General features: G+C 73.8%; 12 protein-coding genes. 6 read left to right on the plus strand and 6 right to left on the minus strand.

The window, feature by feature from the left end; all coding sequences use genetic code 11:
* The first annotated feature begins 381 nt into the window (after window positions 1–381).
* The 5 genes from MF605_RS07395 to pgsA all read left to right on the plus strand — a co-directional run bounded on the left by MF605_RS07395 (window position 382) and on the right by pgsA (window position 7,819).
* A complete protein-coding gene (locus tag MF605_RS07395; protein ID WP_036338972.1) occupies window positions 382–708 on the plus strand; it encodes a DUF6504 family protein in 327 nt (108 codons plus the stop codon).
* Window positions 705–4,403, plus strand: a complete 3,699-nt coding sequence (locus MF605_RS07400) for a DNA polymerase III subunit alpha (RefSeq protein ID WP_134416940.1) — start codon at window positions 705–707, stop codon at window positions 4,401–4,403. Before MF605_RS07395 ends, MF605_RS07400 begins: the two co-directional genes overlap by 4 nt.
* A gap of 109 nt (window positions 4,404–4,512) precedes the next feature.
* Entirely contained in the window at window positions 4,513–6,531 is a 2,019-nt protein-coding gene (thrS, locus tag MF605_RS07405) for a threonine--tRNA ligase (protein WP_044659661.1), read from the plus strand.
* Window positions 6,528–7,208 carry an HIT family protein gene (locus MF605_RS07410; RefSeq protein ID WP_044659662.1) on the plus strand — a complete coding sequence of 227 codons (681 nt, stop codon included), beginning with the start codon at window positions 6,528–6,530 and terminating at the stop codon, window positions 7,206–7,208. Before thrS ends, MF605_RS07410 begins: the two co-directional genes overlap by 4 nt.
* On the plus strand, window positions 7,208–7,819 hold the full coding sequence (gene pgsA, locus MF605_RS07415) for a phosphatidylinositol phosphate synthase (protein ID WP_044659663.1): 612 nt from the start codon (window positions 7,208–7,210) through the stop codon (window positions 7,817–7,819). Before MF605_RS07410 ends, pgsA begins: the two co-directional genes overlap by 1 nt.
* Before the next feature lie 25 nt (window positions 7,820–7,844).
* Here pgsA and MF605_RS07420 read toward each other — a convergent pair whose 3' ends face one another.
* From MF605_RS07420 to MF605_RS07430, 3 genes are read right to left on the minus strand one after another with little or no spacing between them, the layout of a single operon-like run.
* The gene (locus tag MF605_RS07420; protein ID WP_044659664.1) at window positions 7,845–8,363 is read right to left on the minus strand and encodes an aminoacyl-tRNA deacylase; all 519 of its coding nucleotides are present in this window, start codon (window positions 8,361–8,363) and stop codon (window positions 7,845–7,847) included.
* Between the two features lie 7 nt (window positions 8,364–8,370).
* Window positions 8,371–8,829 carry a SufE family protein gene (locus tag MF605_RS07425; RefSeq protein ID WP_004167585.1) on the minus strand — a complete coding sequence of 153 codons (459 nt, stop codon included), beginning with the start codon at window positions 8,827–8,829 and terminating at the stop codon, window positions 8,371–8,373.
* A gap of 37 nt (window positions 8,830–8,866) precedes the next feature.
* Window positions 8,867–9,760: a sulfurtransferase gene (locus tag MF605_RS07430; RefSeq protein ID WP_044659665.1), complete on the minus strand. Its 894-nt coding sequence runs from the start codon at window positions 9,758–9,760 to the stop codon at window positions 8,867–8,869.
* A gap of 223 nt (window positions 9,761–9,983) precedes the next feature.
* Here MF605_RS07430 and zapE point away from each other — a divergent pair, with 223 nt between their 5' ends.
* Complete coding sequence (gene zapE / locus MF605_RS07435; RefSeq protein WP_080981737.1) at window positions 9,984–11,039, plus strand: cell division protein ZapE; 1,056 nt, start codon at window positions 9,984–9,986, stop codon at window positions 11,037–11,039.
* Between the two features lie 74 nt (window positions 11,040–11,113).
* Here the strand turns inward: zapE and MF605_RS07440 are convergent, their stop codons facing one another.
* From MF605_RS07440 to MF605_RS07450, 3 genes are read right to left on the minus strand one after another with little or no spacing between them, the layout of a single operon-like run.
* Window positions 11,114–13,819 carry a GNAT family N-acetyltransferase gene (locus MF605_RS07440; protein WP_134416939.1) on the minus strand — a complete coding sequence of 902 codons (2,706 nt, stop codon included), beginning with the start codon at window positions 13,817–13,819 and terminating at the stop codon, window positions 11,114–11,116.
* Complete coding sequence (locus tag MF605_RS07445; protein WP_020624757.1) at window positions 13,816–15,651, minus strand: IucA/IucC family protein; 1,836 nt, start codon at window positions 15,649–15,651, stop codon at window positions 13,816–13,818. Before MF605_RS07445 ends, MF605_RS07440 begins: the two co-directional genes overlap by 4 nt.
* Entirely contained in the window at window positions 15,648–16,292 is a 645-nt protein-coding gene (locus tag MF605_RS07450) for a GNAT family N-acetyltransferase (protein ID WP_223246401.1), read from the minus strand. Before MF605_RS07450 ends, MF605_RS07445 begins: the two co-directional genes overlap by 4 nt.
* Window position 16,293 lies beyond the last annotated feature (1 nt).

Here is a 16,293-nt window from a genome sequence, read left to right on the forward strand (position 1 = left end):
CCCGTGGCATGCGAGGCCCGGTTGGTTCGGAGTATACGCAGGCGGATTGTGGTCCTGCTCGCATTGTCCACAGGACCGTGCCGGCGCACTTCTTCCGGCCCAAGAGACGATTTTCTCGTGCATGTGCGCCCCAGGGTCGGGTCGAGGTCCGCGGCCAGGACTCGGTCCCTCCCATCCCGGGGGCCATGCGTCCTTAACGTGTCCGGCGGCCGCCCTACGTTCGCCTCCATCGCATTCGAACACATATTCGAGTACGATCGGGGGTGCGGCCCCACCTTCCCACTTCTTCCCCGCGTCCGGTCCGCCGGACGGGCCGCGCTCCCATCGCCCGACGGCACCCCGTCGTCGGTCCGGTCAGCAGTGCACAGGGAGAGAAGCAGAATGGGAGTCCTCACACAGTCGGTGGCGGTGGAGTGCGGGGCAGACGGCACCCCGCAGGGGCTGCGCTGGAACGGGCGGGACTACGTCCTCGCAGAGCGCCCCGTGCGCTGGTTCGAGCGGCGCCGCTGGTGGGCGGAGGAGGTCCGCGCGGAGAAGGGCCGCGGCGCCGGTCTCGTCGACCACGAGATGTGGCGGCTGCAGGTCCGCCTGGCCCGGGCCGGCGCCGCGCCCCTGCAGACCCTCGACGTCGCCCACCACCTGGACTCCGGCCGGTGGCGGCTCGTGCGCGTCCACGAGCACGCCCAGGACCTGAGGCGGTCGGCATGAGCCGGGCCACCGCGGCCGGACGCACCGCCGCACCCTTCGCCCACCTGCACGTCGCCTCCGCGTTCAGCGCCCACTACGGGGTCAGCTGGCCCGAGGACCTCGTGGCCGCCGCCGCGGCCGCGGACATGGACCTGCTGGCCTGCACCGACCGGGACGGGCTCTACGGCATGGCCAAGCACGTGGGCGCCTGCCTGCGCCACGGCATCACCCCGATCGTGGGCGTGGACCTGGCCGTCCGGTGGAGCGAGGACGAGGACGCCGGCCGCGTGGTCGTGCTCGCCCGAGGAGGCTGCCACGGCTCCGGCTACCGCTCCCTGTGCGAGCTCGTCTCCGCCGCCCACGCCCGCACCACCGGGGGAGCGGCAGGCGGCAGCCCCTGGGCCAGCGTCGCCGAGCTCGCCGCCGCGGCGGCCGGCCGAGTCCCCACCGCCGCCAACCGGGACAACCCGTCCACCCCCGAGCTGTTCGTCCTCCTCGGCCCGGACTCGGACGTCGGCCGCCACCTGGCCCGCCGCCGGTACGCGGCCGGCCTCGCCGCCCTGCACCGCTGGAAGGCGGCCCTGCCCGCAGGCAGCCCCCACGCCGACGTCGTCACCCACCTCTCCGCCCCCGGCCGCCGCCTCGACACCGGGCACGCCGTGAAGACCCTCCGCGCCGCCCGCCAGGCCCGCATCCCCGCCGTCCTGACCAACGCCGTGCGCTACGCGGCCCCGGACGGTGCCGCCACCGCGGACGTCCTCGACGCCGTCCGTGCCCTCAGCTCCCTCGACGCCCTCCACGACCTGCAACCCAACGGGCAGGGCTGGCTCAAGTCCACCGCCGCCATGCACCGCATCGCCCACGAGGTCGCCGCCGCCGCCGACGACCGCCCTGCCCCCCTGCTCGAGGCCACCCGCCGCCTCGCCGAGGCCTGCGCGCTCGACCCCGAGACCGACCTCGGCTGGGGCGTGCCCCGCGTCCCCGAGGCCGCCGTCATCGGCATCGACGGCCCCCCGGAGCACGTGCTGCGCGAGCGCACCCGCACCGGCCTCCTCGCCCGCTACCCCCACCTCCACACCGGGGGAGGCCTCCCCGGCACCAGCCAGGCGGCCCGGGACCTGCAGGACCGCGCCGAACACGAGCTCGGCATCATCACCCGACTCGGCTTCTCCTCCTACTTCCTCACCGTGGCCGCCGTCGTCGACCTCATCGAGGGCATGGGCATCCGCGTGGCCGCCCGCGGCTCCGGCGCCTCCTCCCTCGTCAACCACGCCCTGCGGATCTCCCATGTCGACCCCATGGCCAACGGCCTGATCATGGAGCGCTTCCTCTCCACCGACCGCTCCACCCTCCCGGACATCGACATCGACGTGGAGTCCGCCCGCCGCCACGAGATCTACCATGCCGTCGTCGAGCGCTTCGGCGCCGAGCGCACCACCCTCATGAGCATGCAGAACGCCTACCGGGCCCGCGGCGCCGTCCGCGACGCCGGCCTCGCCCTCGGCATGCCCGAACCCGAGGTGGACGCCATCGCCAAGCAGCTCTGGCGCTTCTCCGCCTCGAACTTCCGCGAGGCCCTCCAGCGCATGCCCGAACTCGGCGGCCTCTCCCGCCGCATCGAGTCCGGCCGCGCCGAGGGCGACCGCCAGCTGGACCTGCTCGTCGACCTCACCGAACGCCTCGACCGCCTGCCCCGCCACATCTCCATGCACCCCTGCGGCGTCATCCTCGGCGACGCCGCCCTGCTGCACCGCACCCCCGTCCAGCCCTCCGGCATGGGCCTGCCCATGAGCCAGTTCGACAAGCACGACATGGACCCCATGGGCTTCCTCAAGCTCGACATCCTCGGCGTGCGCATGCAGTCCGCCATCGCCTACACGATCGCCGAGGTCGAACGCACCACGGGCGAGCGCATCGACCTCGAACAGGTGCCCCTGGACGACGACGCCACCTATGCGATGATCCGCACCACCCACACCCTCGGCTGCTTCCAGATCGAGTCCCCGGGCCAGCGCGAACTCGTCGGCAAACTCGCCCCCCGCGAGTTCAACGACCTCACCGTGGACATCTCCCTCTTCCGCCCCGGCCCCATGCAGTCCGACATGGTCCGGCCCTTCCTCGAACAGCGGCACGGCTGGGCACCCGCCCACTACCCGCACCCCGACCTGCGGCCCGTCCTCGCCGAGACCCACGGGGTCACCGTCTTCCACGAACAGGTCCTACGCACCATGGACGTCATGACCGGCTGCGGACTGGCCCGCGCCGACGAGCACCGCCGCCTCCTCGGCGGCCCGCAGGAACACCTCGTCGAAGAGGCCTTCCGCACCGGCGCCCTCGCCCGCGGCTACTCCCTCGAAGTCATCGACGAGGTCTGGGCCACCCTCTCCGCCTTCGGCTCCTTCGGCTTCTGCAAGGCCCACGGCGCCGCCTTCGCCGTCCCCACCTACCACTCCGCCTGGCTCAAGACCCACCACCCCGCCGCCTTCATGGCCGCCATCCTCGAACACGACCCCGGCATGTACCCCGCCCGCCTCATGGTCGCCGAGGCCCGCCGCATGGGCATCCCCGTCCTGCCCGTGGACGTCAACGCCTCCTCGCGCCACGTCCACGTCGAGTGGGTCCCCGCCCACCCCGAGGTCGACGACGGCGCCCCCGGCCGCTGGGGCATCCGCCTGCCCCTCACCAGCCTCTCCGGACTCAGCGAAGCCGAGACCGACCGCCTCGACGCCGGCCGCCCCTACCGCTCCCTCGCCGACGTCCGCGACCGCGCCCGCCCCACCGCCCGCAACCTCGAACGCCTCGCCCAGCTCGGCGCCCTCGACTGCCTCCTCCCACCCGGCGGCGCCTCCCGCACCGACCTCGTCCACCACCTCGAACTCCAGCACTCCACCACCCGCGGCACCGCCCCCGGCCGCACCGCCCCGCGCTCGCGGTCCGCCCGTCCGCGGCAGGTGGAGGGCCAGCTGGCCCTGGACCTGCCGGACACCGAGCTCACCGCCCTCGCCCCGCTCTTCCCTGACCCGGGCCCGGCCGCCCGGGTCCGCACCGAGCTGGAGCTCACCGCCCTGGACGTCACCGCCCACCTCATGGACTCCCACGCCCCGTACCTGGACGCGCTCGGCGTCACCCGGGCGAAGGACCTGCTCGGGCTGCGCACGCAGTCCCGGGTGCTCGTGGCCGGGGTGCGCGTGGCCACCCAGACCCCGCCCATGCGCAGCGGCAAGCGGGTGGTGTTCCTCTCCGTGGACGACGGCACCGGCTGCGTGGACGCCTCCTTCTTCACCGAGGCCCAGCACGCCTCCGGGGAGATGCTCTTCTCCGCCCGCCTCCTGCTGATCGAGGGCACCGTCCGGCGCACCGGCGACCGGGCCGTGTCCGTCCAGGCCGTGCGCGCCTGGGACCTGCACCGGCCCGAGACGCTCCCGGACCCCGACTACCTGGACGCCACCCGGCAGCAGTGGCGGGACTGGCTCGCGGCGGACCGCCGAGCCGCCGCCGCGCGCCGCAGCGGCCGGGCGGGCACCGGAGCGCAGCCCCTGCCGGACATCCCGCACCACGGCACGGGCGGCTGGCCCGTGAAGGTGCGCACCGACGTCGGGCCGGCCGGCGGGGCCCGCCCCGGCCGCACGGCACCGGGTCGGCCCGCGCCGGAGCACCCCCCGATCCCGGTGCCCCACCCGAAGACGTGGGAGCTGCTGCCCACCCCGGACAGATGAGACCGTCCGCCTCCGTGCCCCGCCGTCCGGCCGCGCCCCTAGAATGGGACGCGGCCGACGGTGGCCCCCGTACGCCACCGATCCCGAAGCCAGACCTCGAAGGAGCACCGTGTCGGAGCCGAAGAACATCCTGCTGACCGTGGACGGAGAGCTGCGGGAGGTGACGCACGGCACCACCGGCCTCGACCTCTTCCGCGAGAAGCCGACCACCGCCGTCATGCGGGTGGACGGCCTGCTCTGGGACCTGGCCCGGGAGATCCCTGCCGGCGCGTCCGTCGAAGCGGTGGACATCACGGAGCCCGAGGGCCTCGAGGTGCTGCGGCACTCCACCGCCCACGTGATGGCCCAGGCCGTGCAGCAGCTGCGCCCGGGCGCCAAGCTCGGCATCGGCCCGTACATCACGGACGGCTTCTACTTCGACTTCGACGTCGACGAGCCCTTCACCCCCGAGGACCTCAAGCAGATCTCCTCGCTCATGCAGAAGATCGTGAAGTCCGGCCAGACCTTCCGCCGCCGCGTCGTGGACGAGGAGACCGCCCGCGCCGAGATGGCGGACGAGCCCTACAAGCTCGAGCTGCTCGGCAAGAAGGATGCCGCGGACACCGCCGGCGAGGGCGCCTCCGTGGAGGTCGGGGCCGGGGAGATCACCATCTACGACAACGTGGACCGCAAGACCGGCGACGCCGTGTGGTGCGACCTCTGCCGCGGCCCGCACCTGCCCTCCACCAAGCTCATCGGCAACGGCTTCGCGCTCACCCGCTCCGCCGCCGCCTACTGGCTCGGCAACGAGAAGAACAAGCAGCTGCAGCGCATCTACGGCACCGCCTGGGCCAGCAAGGACGACCTCAAGGCCTACCAGGAGCGCCTCGCCGAGGCCGAGCGCCGCGACCACCGCAAGCTCGGCGCCGAGCTGGATCTCTTCTCCTTCCCGGACGAGCTCGGCTCCGGCCTGCCCGTGTTCCACCCGCGCGGCGGCATCATCCGCAAGGAGATGGAGGACTACTCCCGTCGGCGCCACACCGAGGCCGGCTACGAGTTCGTCTACACCCCGCACATCACCAAGCAGCACCTCTACGAGGTGTCCGGCCACCTCGACTGGTACGCGGACGGCATGTTCCCGCCCATGCACATCGACGAGGTCCGTGATCCCGAGACCGGCGAGATCACGCGCCAGGGGCAGAACTACTACCTCAAGCCGATGAACTGCCCCATGCACAACCTGATCTACCGCTCCCGCGGCCGGTCCTACCGTGAGCTGCCGCTGCGGCTGTTCGAGTTCGGCTCCGTGTACCGGTACGAGAAGTCCGGCGTGGTCCACGGGCTCACGCGCGTGCGCGGCATGACCCAGGACGACGCCCACATCTACTGCACCCGCGAGCAGATGAAGGAGGAGCTGACCACCACGCTCAACTTCGTCCTCGACCTGCTCAAGGACTACGGCCTCAACGACTTCTACCTCGAGCTCTCCACGAAGGACCCGGAGAAGTTCGTCGGCTCCGACGAGATCTGGGAGGAGGCCACCCGCACCCTCGCCGAGGTCGCGGAGGCCTCCGGTCTGCAGCTCGTCCCGGATCCGGGCGGCGCCGCGTTCTACGGCCCGAAGATCTCGGTCCAGGCCCGGGACGCCATCGGCCGCACGTGGCAGATGTCCACCATCCAGCTGGACTTCAACCTGCCCGAGCGCTTCGACCTCGAGTACCAGGCCGCCGACGGCACCCGTCAGCGCCCCGTGATGATCCACCGCGCCCTCTTCGGCTCCATCGAGCGCTTCCTGGGCGTCCTCACCGAGCACTACGCCGGCGCGTTCCCGGCCTGGCTTGCCCCGGAGCAGGTCGTGGCCATCCCGGTGGCCGAGGCATTCAACGACTACCTGGACGACGTCGTCGCGAAGCTGCGTGCCGAGGGGATCCGGGCGCGCCTGGACGACTCCTCGGACCGCTTCCCGAAGAAGATCCGCACCGCGGCCAAGGAGAAGGCGCCGTTCGTGCTGATCGCCGGCGGCGAGGACAGGGAGGCGAACGCCGTGTCCTTCCGCTTCCGCGACGGCACCCAGGACAACGGCGTGCCGGTGGAGGAGGCGATCGAACGCATCGTGAAGGCGGTGCGCGAGCGCGAGGTCACCCCATGACCAGCCCCGGCACCGGCGGATCCGACGCGCGGGCGCAGGCCCGCGCGTCGGCGGACGCCGCCGCCACGGACGGCTTCGAGCTGCCCGGCGCCCCGGACGCCTTCGAGCGGTTCTGGAACGCCCACCGCATGGCGTACGTGTCCAAGGGGACGGGCCAGGTCAAGGACGAGCACACCTGCCCGTTCTGTGCGGCCCCGCAGCGCGACGATGAGGACTCCCTCATCGTCCACCGCGGCCGCACCGCCTACGTGGTGCTGAACCTGTACCCGTACAACCCCGGTCATCTGCTCGTCTGCCCCTACCGCCACGTGCCCCTGTACACGGACACCACCACGGAGGAGGCCGCCGAGATGGCGGAGCTGACCCAGACGGCGATGCTCGCCCTCGGCCAGGCCGCCGGCGCGTCCGGCTACAACCTCGGCATGAACCAGGGGGCGGTGGCCGGCGCCGGGATCGCGGCCCATCTGCACCAGCACGTGGTGCCGCGGTGGACCGGCGACGGCAACTTCCTGCCGATCATCGCTCGGACCAAGAACATGTCGCAGACCCTGGGGGAGACCCGGCAGATCCTCGCGGGCGTCTGGGACCGGGCCGCCCGGGACCACGCCGCGCGCCGGGCGGCCAACGCCCGTGCCGCGGCCGAGCATCCTCGCCCGGGGGCCGGAGACCCCGCCTGATGCTGGACCGTCACGCGCGCGGCGTCACCACCCGCCTGTTCACCCCGGTGGCCCGTACGCTCCTGCGGGCCGGGGTCAGTCCGGACACCGTGACGGTCGTCGGCACACTCGGCGTGAGCCTGGGCGCGCTCGTGCTCTTCCCCCTGGGGCACCTGTTCTGGGGCACGCTCTTCATCACCGCGTTCGTGTTCTCGGACCTGGTGGACGGGATCATGGCGCGCGAGGCCGGGTCCACCGGCCGCTGGGGCGCGTTCCTCGACTCCACCCTGGACCGCGTGCAGGACGCGGCCGTGTTCCTCGGGCTGTGCCTGTGGGGCTTCGGCGTCGGCGCCGCACCCGCGGTCGGCGCGCTCTCCGGGGCCTGCCTGGCCCTGGGCATGCTCGTCTCCTACGTGCGCGCCAAGGCGGAGGCCCTCGGCTGGGACGCGCACGTGGGCATCGCCGAGCGCGCCGAACGGCTCGTGGCCACCCTCGTGGTCGCCGGCCTCACCGGCCTCGGTCTGCCCCCGGTCGTCCTGGCCGTCACCTTGGGGCTGCTCGCCGCAGCCTCCCTGGTCACCGTCGGCCAGCGCATGGCTGTGGTGCGCCGCCAGGCGCGCGACGACGTCTGACCGGCCCGGCCGCAGGACCCGCCCGTCAGTCCGCCGCGATCTCCGCGACGACGGCGCCCGTCACCTGCACGAGGTCGGCGGGCGCGATCTCCACATCCAGGCCGCGTTGCCCGCCGGAGACGTACATGAGCTCCGCGTCGAGGGCGGAGGAGTCCAGGACGACGGGGTGGGGCCGGCGCTGGCCCAGGGGAGAGACGCCGCCCCGCACGTAGCCGGTCCGGCGTTCGACGACGGCCAGATCGGCCAGGGCGAGTCGCTTGACGCCCAGCACCGCGGCGGCGGCCCGCAGGTCCAGCTGACCGGACACGGGCACCACGCACGCGGCGAGCGCGCCGTCGGGGTCCGCCACCATCAGCGTCTTGAACAGTCGGTCGGCGGGCACGCTGAGCGCCCGGGCGACCTGGACGCCGAACCGCTCGCCGCCGGCGTCGAGGGCCACGTCGAAGGTGTGCAGCCGGTACGGGACCCCGGCGGCCTCGAGGGCGGCGACGGCCGGTGTGGCCGCCCCGTGCCGGGCGCTGCGATCCTTCTTGCGCTGGCCCACGGCGGACTCAGGCGATCCCGGCCTGCTCGCGCACGTTGCGCTTGATGCGGCCGAGCATGGCGGACATTCCGCGCAGGCGCAGGGGGGTGAGGGCCTTGGCCAGACCGAGGCGGGTGGGGATGTCCTCGGGCACGTCCAGGACCTCGAGGGCGCTCAGCCCGTCCAGGCCCTGGGTGAGCACGGAGGCGAAACCGCGCGTGGTGGGCGCCTCCGGGGGAGCGGTGATGAAGAGGCGGACCGGGGCCTGCGGACCGGGCTCACCCTCGAGCTCCACGGCCAGGAACAGCGGGGTCTGACACTCCACGACCTGCTCCATCTCGGCCTCGTGGCCGTCGTAGCGCTCCGGCAGCGCCGGCAGCTCGTCCGAGAATTCCAGCAGCAGCTCGAGCTTCTCGGGATCGGGCACCCCGGCGAAGTCGTCGATGATCTCGGCCAGGGCGGCGGGCACGGCGTGGTTCTCGGTCATGGTGTCCCAGTCTAGTGATCCACGCCGTGCCGGGGGCTCAGCGCGCGGGGGCCTCGCCCGGCTCTTCGCCGACGGCGATCGGCAGGCGCACGGCGTTGCCCCACTCGGTCCAGGAGCCGTCGTAGTTGCGGACGTCCTCGTGGCCGAGCAGGTACTTGAGCACGAACCAGGTGTGGGAGGACCGCTCGCCGATGCGGCAGTAGGCGATCACGTCGTCACCCTCCTGCAGCCCGGCGCCGGCGCGATAGACCTGCTCCAGCTCGGCGCGGGACTTGAAGGTGCCGTCCTCGTTGGCCGCGGACGCCCACGGCACGGACGCCGCCGTGGGGATGTGGCCGCCGCGCAGGGTGCCCTCCTGCGGGTAGCCGGCCATGTGCGTGGTCTCGCCCGTGTACTCGGGACGGGAGCGGACGTCGATCAGCGGGGTGGTCCCGATGGCCTGCAGGACGTCCTCGCGGGCGGCACGATCTGTGTGGTCGTCGCGCTCGATCACCGGGTACTCGGCGCGGGCCACGGTCGGGACCTCGCGGGTGGTCTCGCGTCCCTCCGCGATCCACTTGTCACGGCCGCCGTCCATCAGGCGCAGGTCCTCATGGCCGTAGAGGGTGAACACCCACAGGGCGTAGGCGGCCCACCAGTTGGACTTGTCGCCGTAGAACACCACGGTGGTGTCCCGGGAGATCCCCTTGGAGGCGGCGAACTCGGCGAAGGCCTCGGGGCCGACGAAGTCGCGGGTGACGGGGTCGTTGAGCTCGGTGTGCCAGTCGACGCGTTGGGCGCCGGGGATGTGGCCGGTGGAGTAGAGGAGAGCGTCCTCGTTGGACTCGAGGACCACGACGTCCTCGTCGCCGACATGGTCGGCGACCCACTGCGTGGACACCAGCTTCTCGGGGTGGGCGTACTCGGAGAACTTCGCGGCGGTATCGGTCATGGCACTGCCTTCCTTCGCGTCGGGGCGGGCCCGCACGGGCCCGGGGCGGGCGGCACGACGACGGCGGGTTCCGTGTCCGTGCCCTGCGCGCCAGATTACGGCACGTCGGTGTCACGTAAGAGGGTAGGGGCCCCTCAGTCCGGGACACGCGAGGTCACATGGGTCGGGTCCGCGGCCCGATAGCATGGCCCGGAATCCCCGTCGTCGACCCTGGGAGTGTCCCGTGGCTCAGATCGTCCACCTCGCCGACCGTTCGCCGCAGGTCACCCCGGACCAGCTGTTGTCCGGCTTCCACCCGTCGTACCGCTTCGGCACGGTGTCCTTCGACACCTACATCCCGGACCCCGCGCACCCCTCGCAGGCACAGGCCGTGGAGCGGCTGCGCCGGTTCGCGGCAGACCTCGGCCGGGGCGGTTCGGGCGGCGGGTTCCTCGGCGGCCTGTTCGGCGGGAAGAAGCGGGCGGCAGGGCCGGCCGGCATCTACCTCGACGGCGGCTTCGGCGTCGGCAAGACCCACCTGCTGGCCTCGACGTGGCACGCGGCCCCCGGGCCCAAGGCGTTCGGCACGTTCGTGGAGTACACCAACCTCGTGGGCGCCCTGTCCTTCCGCAAGGCGGTGGACGAGCTCAAGGAGTACACCCTCGTGTGCATCGACGAGTTCGAGCTCGACGACCCGGGGGACACCGTGCTGATGTCCCGCCTCATGCGCGAGCTGGCCGACGCCGGCGTGCGCCTGGTGGCGACCTCCAACACCCTGCCGGGCTCGCTCGGCGAGGGGCGCTTCGCGGCGCAGGACTTCAAGCGCGAGATCCAGGTCCTGGCCGACCAGTTCGAGGTCATCCGCGTGGACGGCGAGGACTACCGCCACCGCGGCCTCTCCGCCGCCCCGTCGCCGCTGGACGACGCCGCCGTCGAGGCCACCGCCCAGGAGAACTTCCCCGACGCGGGTGTGCTCGCCGTGGACGACTTCGCGGACCTCACCGCGATGCTCTCCCGCGTGCATCCCTCCCGCTACCGCGAGCTCGTCAAGGACGTGGACGTGCTCGCCCTCCACGACGTGCACACCATCACGGAGCAGGCCACGGCCCTGCGCTTCGTGGTGTTCGCGGATCGCCTGTACGACAAGGACGTGCCCGTCCTCGCCTCCGGTGTGCCCTTCGACGCCCTGTTCACGCAGGAGATGATGCACGGCGGCTACATGAAGAAGTACTTCCGCACGGTCTCCCGCATGACCGCCCTGGTCCGGGAGGGCCAGACGGGCGTGGCCGAGCACAAGTGAGCCACCGCCCCTGACCGGCACGACGACGGCGCGCACCGAGGCGGGTGCGCGCCGTCGCCGTGTGCGGGGCAGGGTCAGTGCACGGCGCGGAAGCACAGCGCCGCCCGCTTGCCCGGCAGCTCGACCTCCCGGTCCACCGTGAAGCCCAGAGCCCGGGCGGTCTTCACGGCCCGCGTGTTGCGGACGTCCGGCTCGATCACGAGCCGACGCGTGCCGGGGCGTGCGCCCAACCAGTCCACAATGCTCCGGTAGGCCGTGGCGCGGGCGCGCCCCTGCAGGCCGCCGGGGGCGGTGATGAAATGGAATCCGAGGTCCCCGTCCCGCACCTCGTAGGCGCCGCCGACCTCCTCCGCGCGAGGGTCGTAGGTCTGCACGAGGGCCACGAGGGTCCCGCCGTGCCACACGAGGTGGTTCGCGTGGGTGGGCTGGAACTCGAGGAAGTCGTAGACCTCCTCGACGTCCTGCACGCTGTGCCCGCGCATCCCGTAGAACTCCGCCCGCGGCTCCGTGACGAGTGCGTGGATCAGCGGGGCGTCCAGGGCCGGGCGGACGCGCGTCATGGTCAGGCCCAACGCCCCGACGCCGACCTCGGCCACGATGCGTCCCGGAGGGGCCCCGCCGGGGACGGAGCGGGCGGGTGCGACGCCGCTGCCGGCGGACGGGGGGACGGGACCGGACGGCACGGGCAGCAGGCGGCCGGCGGCCCACGCGTCCAGCTGATCCGTCACGTGCCCGCCTCCGAGACCGGAGGCGCCGAACGGGACGACCCACCGGCTGCGGGTGCGGTCGCCGAGGTCGAACACGACCCGGGCCACTGGCCCGCGGTGGGTGCCGACGGCCAGGCCGGGGGCGTGCGAGGTGGCGCAGACCGCGTCCGCGGTGCCGCCCACCCGGACGGACCCGATCGTGTCGAGCACGTCGGCGAGCCCCGGCACATCCGGCCCGCCGGGATGCTCGTGCGTGAACAGGAACGGGGTCAGGGCATGCGCCGCACCCCACGTCCGAGCCGTGTCGTCGGGGCCCGGCGGCTCAGCGGCGTCGCCGACGGCGGCGACGGCGGCCCGCACGAGGTCCCTCGTCGACGCTGCGACCCCCAGGGCCGCGCGCAGCGGCTCCGGCCCGCGCTCGGCGAGCGCCGCGCCGACCCATGCGGCGGCGTCGCCCCACGGTGCCCACGGGCCGCCGAGCAGGGCCCGCGAGGCGGGCGGCAGGTGCGCGATCAGGGCGGCGGCCACCTCGTGCTCCACGAGGAGCCACCAGCGGGCCGCGGCCGATCCGGCGGCGGCGTCGCCGGCCCACGCCGGGACGGACTCCGCGGCCAGCACGCCGTCCGCGACGAGCGCGTCGACGGCGTCGGCGAGCCAGGCCCGCGGCGCGCCCGGGGTCCGGGTGTCCGTCTGCAGGGCGGCCATCGCGTCCACGGTCCGCTCCTGCGGTGCCAGCGCCTCGAGGGCCTCCCGGATGCGGCGGGACCGCCACGGCGCGCACGCGTCCACGGTGAGGCAGGCGGTGTCCGGGTGGGGCTCGTTGGCCGCCACCACGACGTCGTCCGCCGCGGCCGGCGCGGGCCAGCGCACCCAGCGCTGATCGAGGGACCCGTCGGCGGAGCCCCGGCCCAGCGCGGAGGCCCGCGCCGCACCCCAGGCCGAGCGTCGATCCCGGCGCCGCACGGCCCCGGCGTGCCGGGTGAGCACCGTCCGCCGGTCCGCGACGATCACGCGATTGACCGGCTCGACGTGCCCGTCCAGCACCGCGCAGGCCTCCGCGGCGCTCGCGGCCGTGAGCAGCCGGCGCGCGCTCGGCAGGCCGGTGTCGGCGCGGTCCCAGGCGGGGAACCGCATGCTCACCGGGCCGGCGCCGGGCACGTCCACGAGCCGCCCGCGCGGGGTGTGGGCCACCCGCACGTCCACGGGGTCGCCGCCGCGCACGTGCACCCGCTCGGTCCGGGCGTCGAGGACCTCCGGCCCCTCGGGGGCGTCCTCGAGGACCATCTCGAGCGAGGACACCATCGCCGAGGTCGTCACCCACGCGACGTGCTCGGACTGCCCCACATGCGGGACGCCCGGCACACCGGGGAAGGCCAGGCCGACGACGTCGACGCGGTCCCGGGGACGCTCGGCCTCCACCACGAGGCGCACCTGCTGGTAGACGCCGGGCAGCTCGAGCAGCCGGTGCGGGTCGGCGGCCACGAGCGGAGCGCCCTCGGCGCCGACGCGCACCGCCCAGGCGTTCGAGCCGTCCGCGTCGGGGCGCGGCGAGATCAGCGCCGCGGCGAGCGCGGGGAAGCGCTCGGCCAGCAGGGTGCGGAACAGGGCGGCCGGCGCGTTGGTCAGCCAGACGTTGTAGCCCAGGTGCAGGGCGAGCGCCGTGTGCGGGTCGAACGGCAGCGGCTTCACCCCGTGGGCGGCGAACTCGGGCGCGCGCCGGGCCCCGGCGTCCAGCCCCGCGTTCACGCCGTCGGCGAACCGGGTGAACCAGGCCCGGTCCTCCGCGTCGTCGAGGGCGTCGAACGCCTGGCGGGCCGCACCGTCCAGGTCCATCTGCCGGGCGGCGACGTCGTTCGCCACCGCCGGCGGGCCGAACACCTCGGCGCTCATGCCGGTGACCCGGCGGTGCTCGCAGTCGACCTGCCAGGCCCGCTCCGTCGCCACGTGCCACCCCTGGAGGTAGGCCAGCTCGGGCAGGGACGCGGCCACGAGCGTCGGCACGCCGTGCGCGTCCCGGTGGCAACGGCCCGCCACGTCACCCGTCGCCGTCCCGGTCCACGCGTCCGCGCTCATGCCGCGGCGTCCTGCCGGAGCTCCGCCAGCGCGCGGCGCAGCGGCGCGGCCACCGGGTTGGCCAGGCGACCGGCGTAGAGCAGCGAGCCCGACGGGTCCGTCAGGTCCACCATCTGCGTGGCGTTCCGCAGCTGCAACCGGTTCAGGCACGAGTGCGCGAAGTCCTCCGCGTCCAGGCCGAGGCGCTCCACATCCGCGAGCCCCAGGGCCGTGTACTCGGCGAGGACCCGCCCCACCACGGCGTAGAACTCCTCCGCCGGCAGCAGGGCGTCCGCGTCCATCACGTCGGCCAGATGGCGCAGCACGCCGTCCAGCATGTCCGTGAAGAAGGAGAGGGAGAGGTCCTCGTCGGTGAGGTCGATGCGGATGCGCCGGGTCTGCTCCGTGAGCGGGACGCCGTCCGCGCCGACCACCACCTCCTCCCCGATGTCCTTGAGGAAGGCGCCGGTGACCCGTCCCTCCCGCAGGCGGAGCACGATGTTCTCCCCGTGGGGCATGAACACGGTCGAGTAGGCGGCGGCCAGATGCACCAGCGGGGTCACGTAGGCCGTCACCACCCCGTGCAGCCACTGCGCCGCCGTCAGCCCCGAGCGCTCCACGAGCGCCCCCGCCACGGAGCGGCCCCCGCCGTCCCGGTGCAGCAGCGCCGCCATGGTCATGACCCGCTCGCCCTCCGCCAGGCGCGGCAGCGGACTCTCCCGCCACAGGGCGGCGAGCATCTTCGTGTGAGGACCCTTCGAGCCCACGGCATGGAAGGCGTCCCCGGTGTACCCGGCCGAGGCGTACTCCCGCAGCACCCCGAAGCCCCACCTCGCGAGCAGGGGGTCGGAGTCCACGAGGTCGGCCACCACCGCGTTGATCGCCGGGGTGACGGACATGTACGCGGGGGAGAGGCCGCGCACGAACCCCATGTTCTGCACGGACAACGCCGTCTTCAGCTGCGGGGCGTGCGGGTCGCTCGCGTTGAACAGGGTGCGCACCGCCTGCATGGCCGTGAACGCGTCCGGGTCTTCGCCCACGTGCACCAGCCGCCCCGCGGCGAGGTCGGGGGCGAACGCCACCTGGATCCGGTGCTCCCACTGCCACGGGTGCACCGGGATCAGCGTGTACGCCTCCGGATCGACGTCGAGCGCCGCCGCCCGCTCCGCCCACAGGCCCGCCACCGCCTCGGTGATCGGCGGGGGCGGCGCCGGCACGGCGGCGCCCGCGCTCGCGGTCTTGGGCCAGGTCCACCGTCCCCCGAGCTCGGAGGGGAACGCGAGCCACACCGGGTGCAGCGCCCGCCCGCCCTCGGGGGCGAACATCGCGTACTCCGTGGCCCCCCAGCCGATGCGGCCGTTGGTGGCCACGAAGCCCGGGTGTCCCTCGCTCATGGCGGCCTCCACCGCCGTGTAGTCCGCGTCCACCAGGTCGGCGGCGGACGGGCGCTCGCCGGCCAGGGTGTGGCACCGGGCGGCGAAGGTGGAGGCGAGCTCCTCGAGATAGACGTCCAGCGCCTCGCCGGCCAGCCCGAGCACCTCGGCCGCGTCGAGGACGAAGCGGTCGACGGCCACCGCGTCCGGATCCCCGGCACGGCACACCGAGTCCGGATCCACGCCGAGGTGCTCGAGCGGGAGGGCACGCGCGGTGAACGTCCACCGCACCCCGCCCAGGGTGAGCGTGTAGGCGTGGCGGCCGGCGTCGTCGACCCGCTCGCCGCGCACCGGCGTCAGGAGCCGCTCATGGGTGAACTCGCGGATCGCCTTGGCGACGAGCAGCCGGTGGGCGTGCCGGGCGGTCGGCGCCGTCAGCGCGTCCAGGCGGGACGGGGAGGACGGGGGGACGGGGGTCATGCGGACACCTGCCTGTCGGGGGTGAGGAGGAGCGGGGGCTCGGGGAGGGTGAGGTCCAGCCCGGCGGCGAGGACGCCGATCCGGCTGGCAGTGAAGGACTCGGGCGTGGCGATCGAGAGCATCGCCGTCTTGGATCCCAGCGCCACGGGACCGAGCTCCGTGAACCCGGCGGCCAGGTTCTTCGCCCGGATGGCGGCGTTGCGCTCGTCCGGCTCGACGACGACGCGCCGCGCCCCCGGCTGGGCCAGGCACCAGCGCACCACCGCGGCCATCACCAGGTCCGTGGTCCCGGGCACCGGGGTGTCCGTCGGGGCGACGAGCACGTGCAGGCCGACGTCGCCCGGCGCGCCCGCATACCGTCCGGCCAGCTCCGAGTGGGCCGGGTCGTAGACCTCCACCAGGAAGGTCGCAGTCCCGTCCACGAGCCCCACGTGCGCGTGGTGGTGCGGGTGCGCGGCGATCGCCTCGTACTCGGCCACGACGTCGGCCAGACCCGCCTCCGTCATCTCCCAGTACACGGCGTGCGGGGACGTCACCCACCGGTGCAGCAGCGGATGGTCCTGCGCGCCCACGGGACGGAGCTCCACACGACGGGCCGCGCTCGCGGCCGCACCGTCCACGGTGGTCTGCGGCGGCGTCACG

Source organism: Micrococcus luteus (assembly GCF_022664405.1).
Classification (GTDB): Bacteria; Actinomycetota; Actinomycetes; order Actinomycetales; family Micrococcaceae; genus Micrococcus; species Micrococcus luteus.

Excerpts from the sequence above, each read along its gene's own strand:
- MF605_RS07400 (WP_134416940.1), top strand. The coding sequence starts at position 705 with ATGAGCCGGGCCACCGCGGCCGGACGCACCGCCGCACCCTTCGCCCAC.
- MF605_RS07410 (WP_044659662.1), top strand. The coding sequence starts at position 6,528 with ATGACCAGCCCCGGCACCGGCGGATCCGACGCGCGGGCGCAGGCCCGC.
- MF605_RS07430 (WP_044659665.1), bottom strand. The coding sequence starts at position 9,760 with ATGACCGATACCGCCGCGAAGTTCTCCGAGTACGCCCACCCCGAGAAG.
- MF605_RS07425 (WP_004167585.1), bottom strand. The coding sequence starts at position 8,829 with ATGACCGAGAACCACGCCGTGCCCGCCGCCCTGGCCGAGATCATCGAC.
- pgsA (WP_044659663.1), top strand. The coding sequence starts at position 7,208 with ATGCTGGACCGTCACGCGCGCGGCGTCACCACCCGCCTGTTCACCCCG.
- MF605_RS07440 (WP_134416939.1), bottom strand. The coding sequence starts at position 13,819 with ATGAGCGCGGACGCGTGGACCGGGACGGCGACGGGTGACGTGGCGGGC.
- MF605_RS07395 (WP_036338972.1), top strand. The coding sequence starts at position 382 with ATGGGAGTCCTCACACAGTCGGTGGCGGTGGAGTGCGGGGCAGACGGC.
- MF605_RS07445 (WP_020624757.1), bottom strand. The coding sequence starts at position 15,651 with ATGACCCCCGTCCCCCCGTCCTCCCCGTCCCGCCTGGACGCGCTGACG.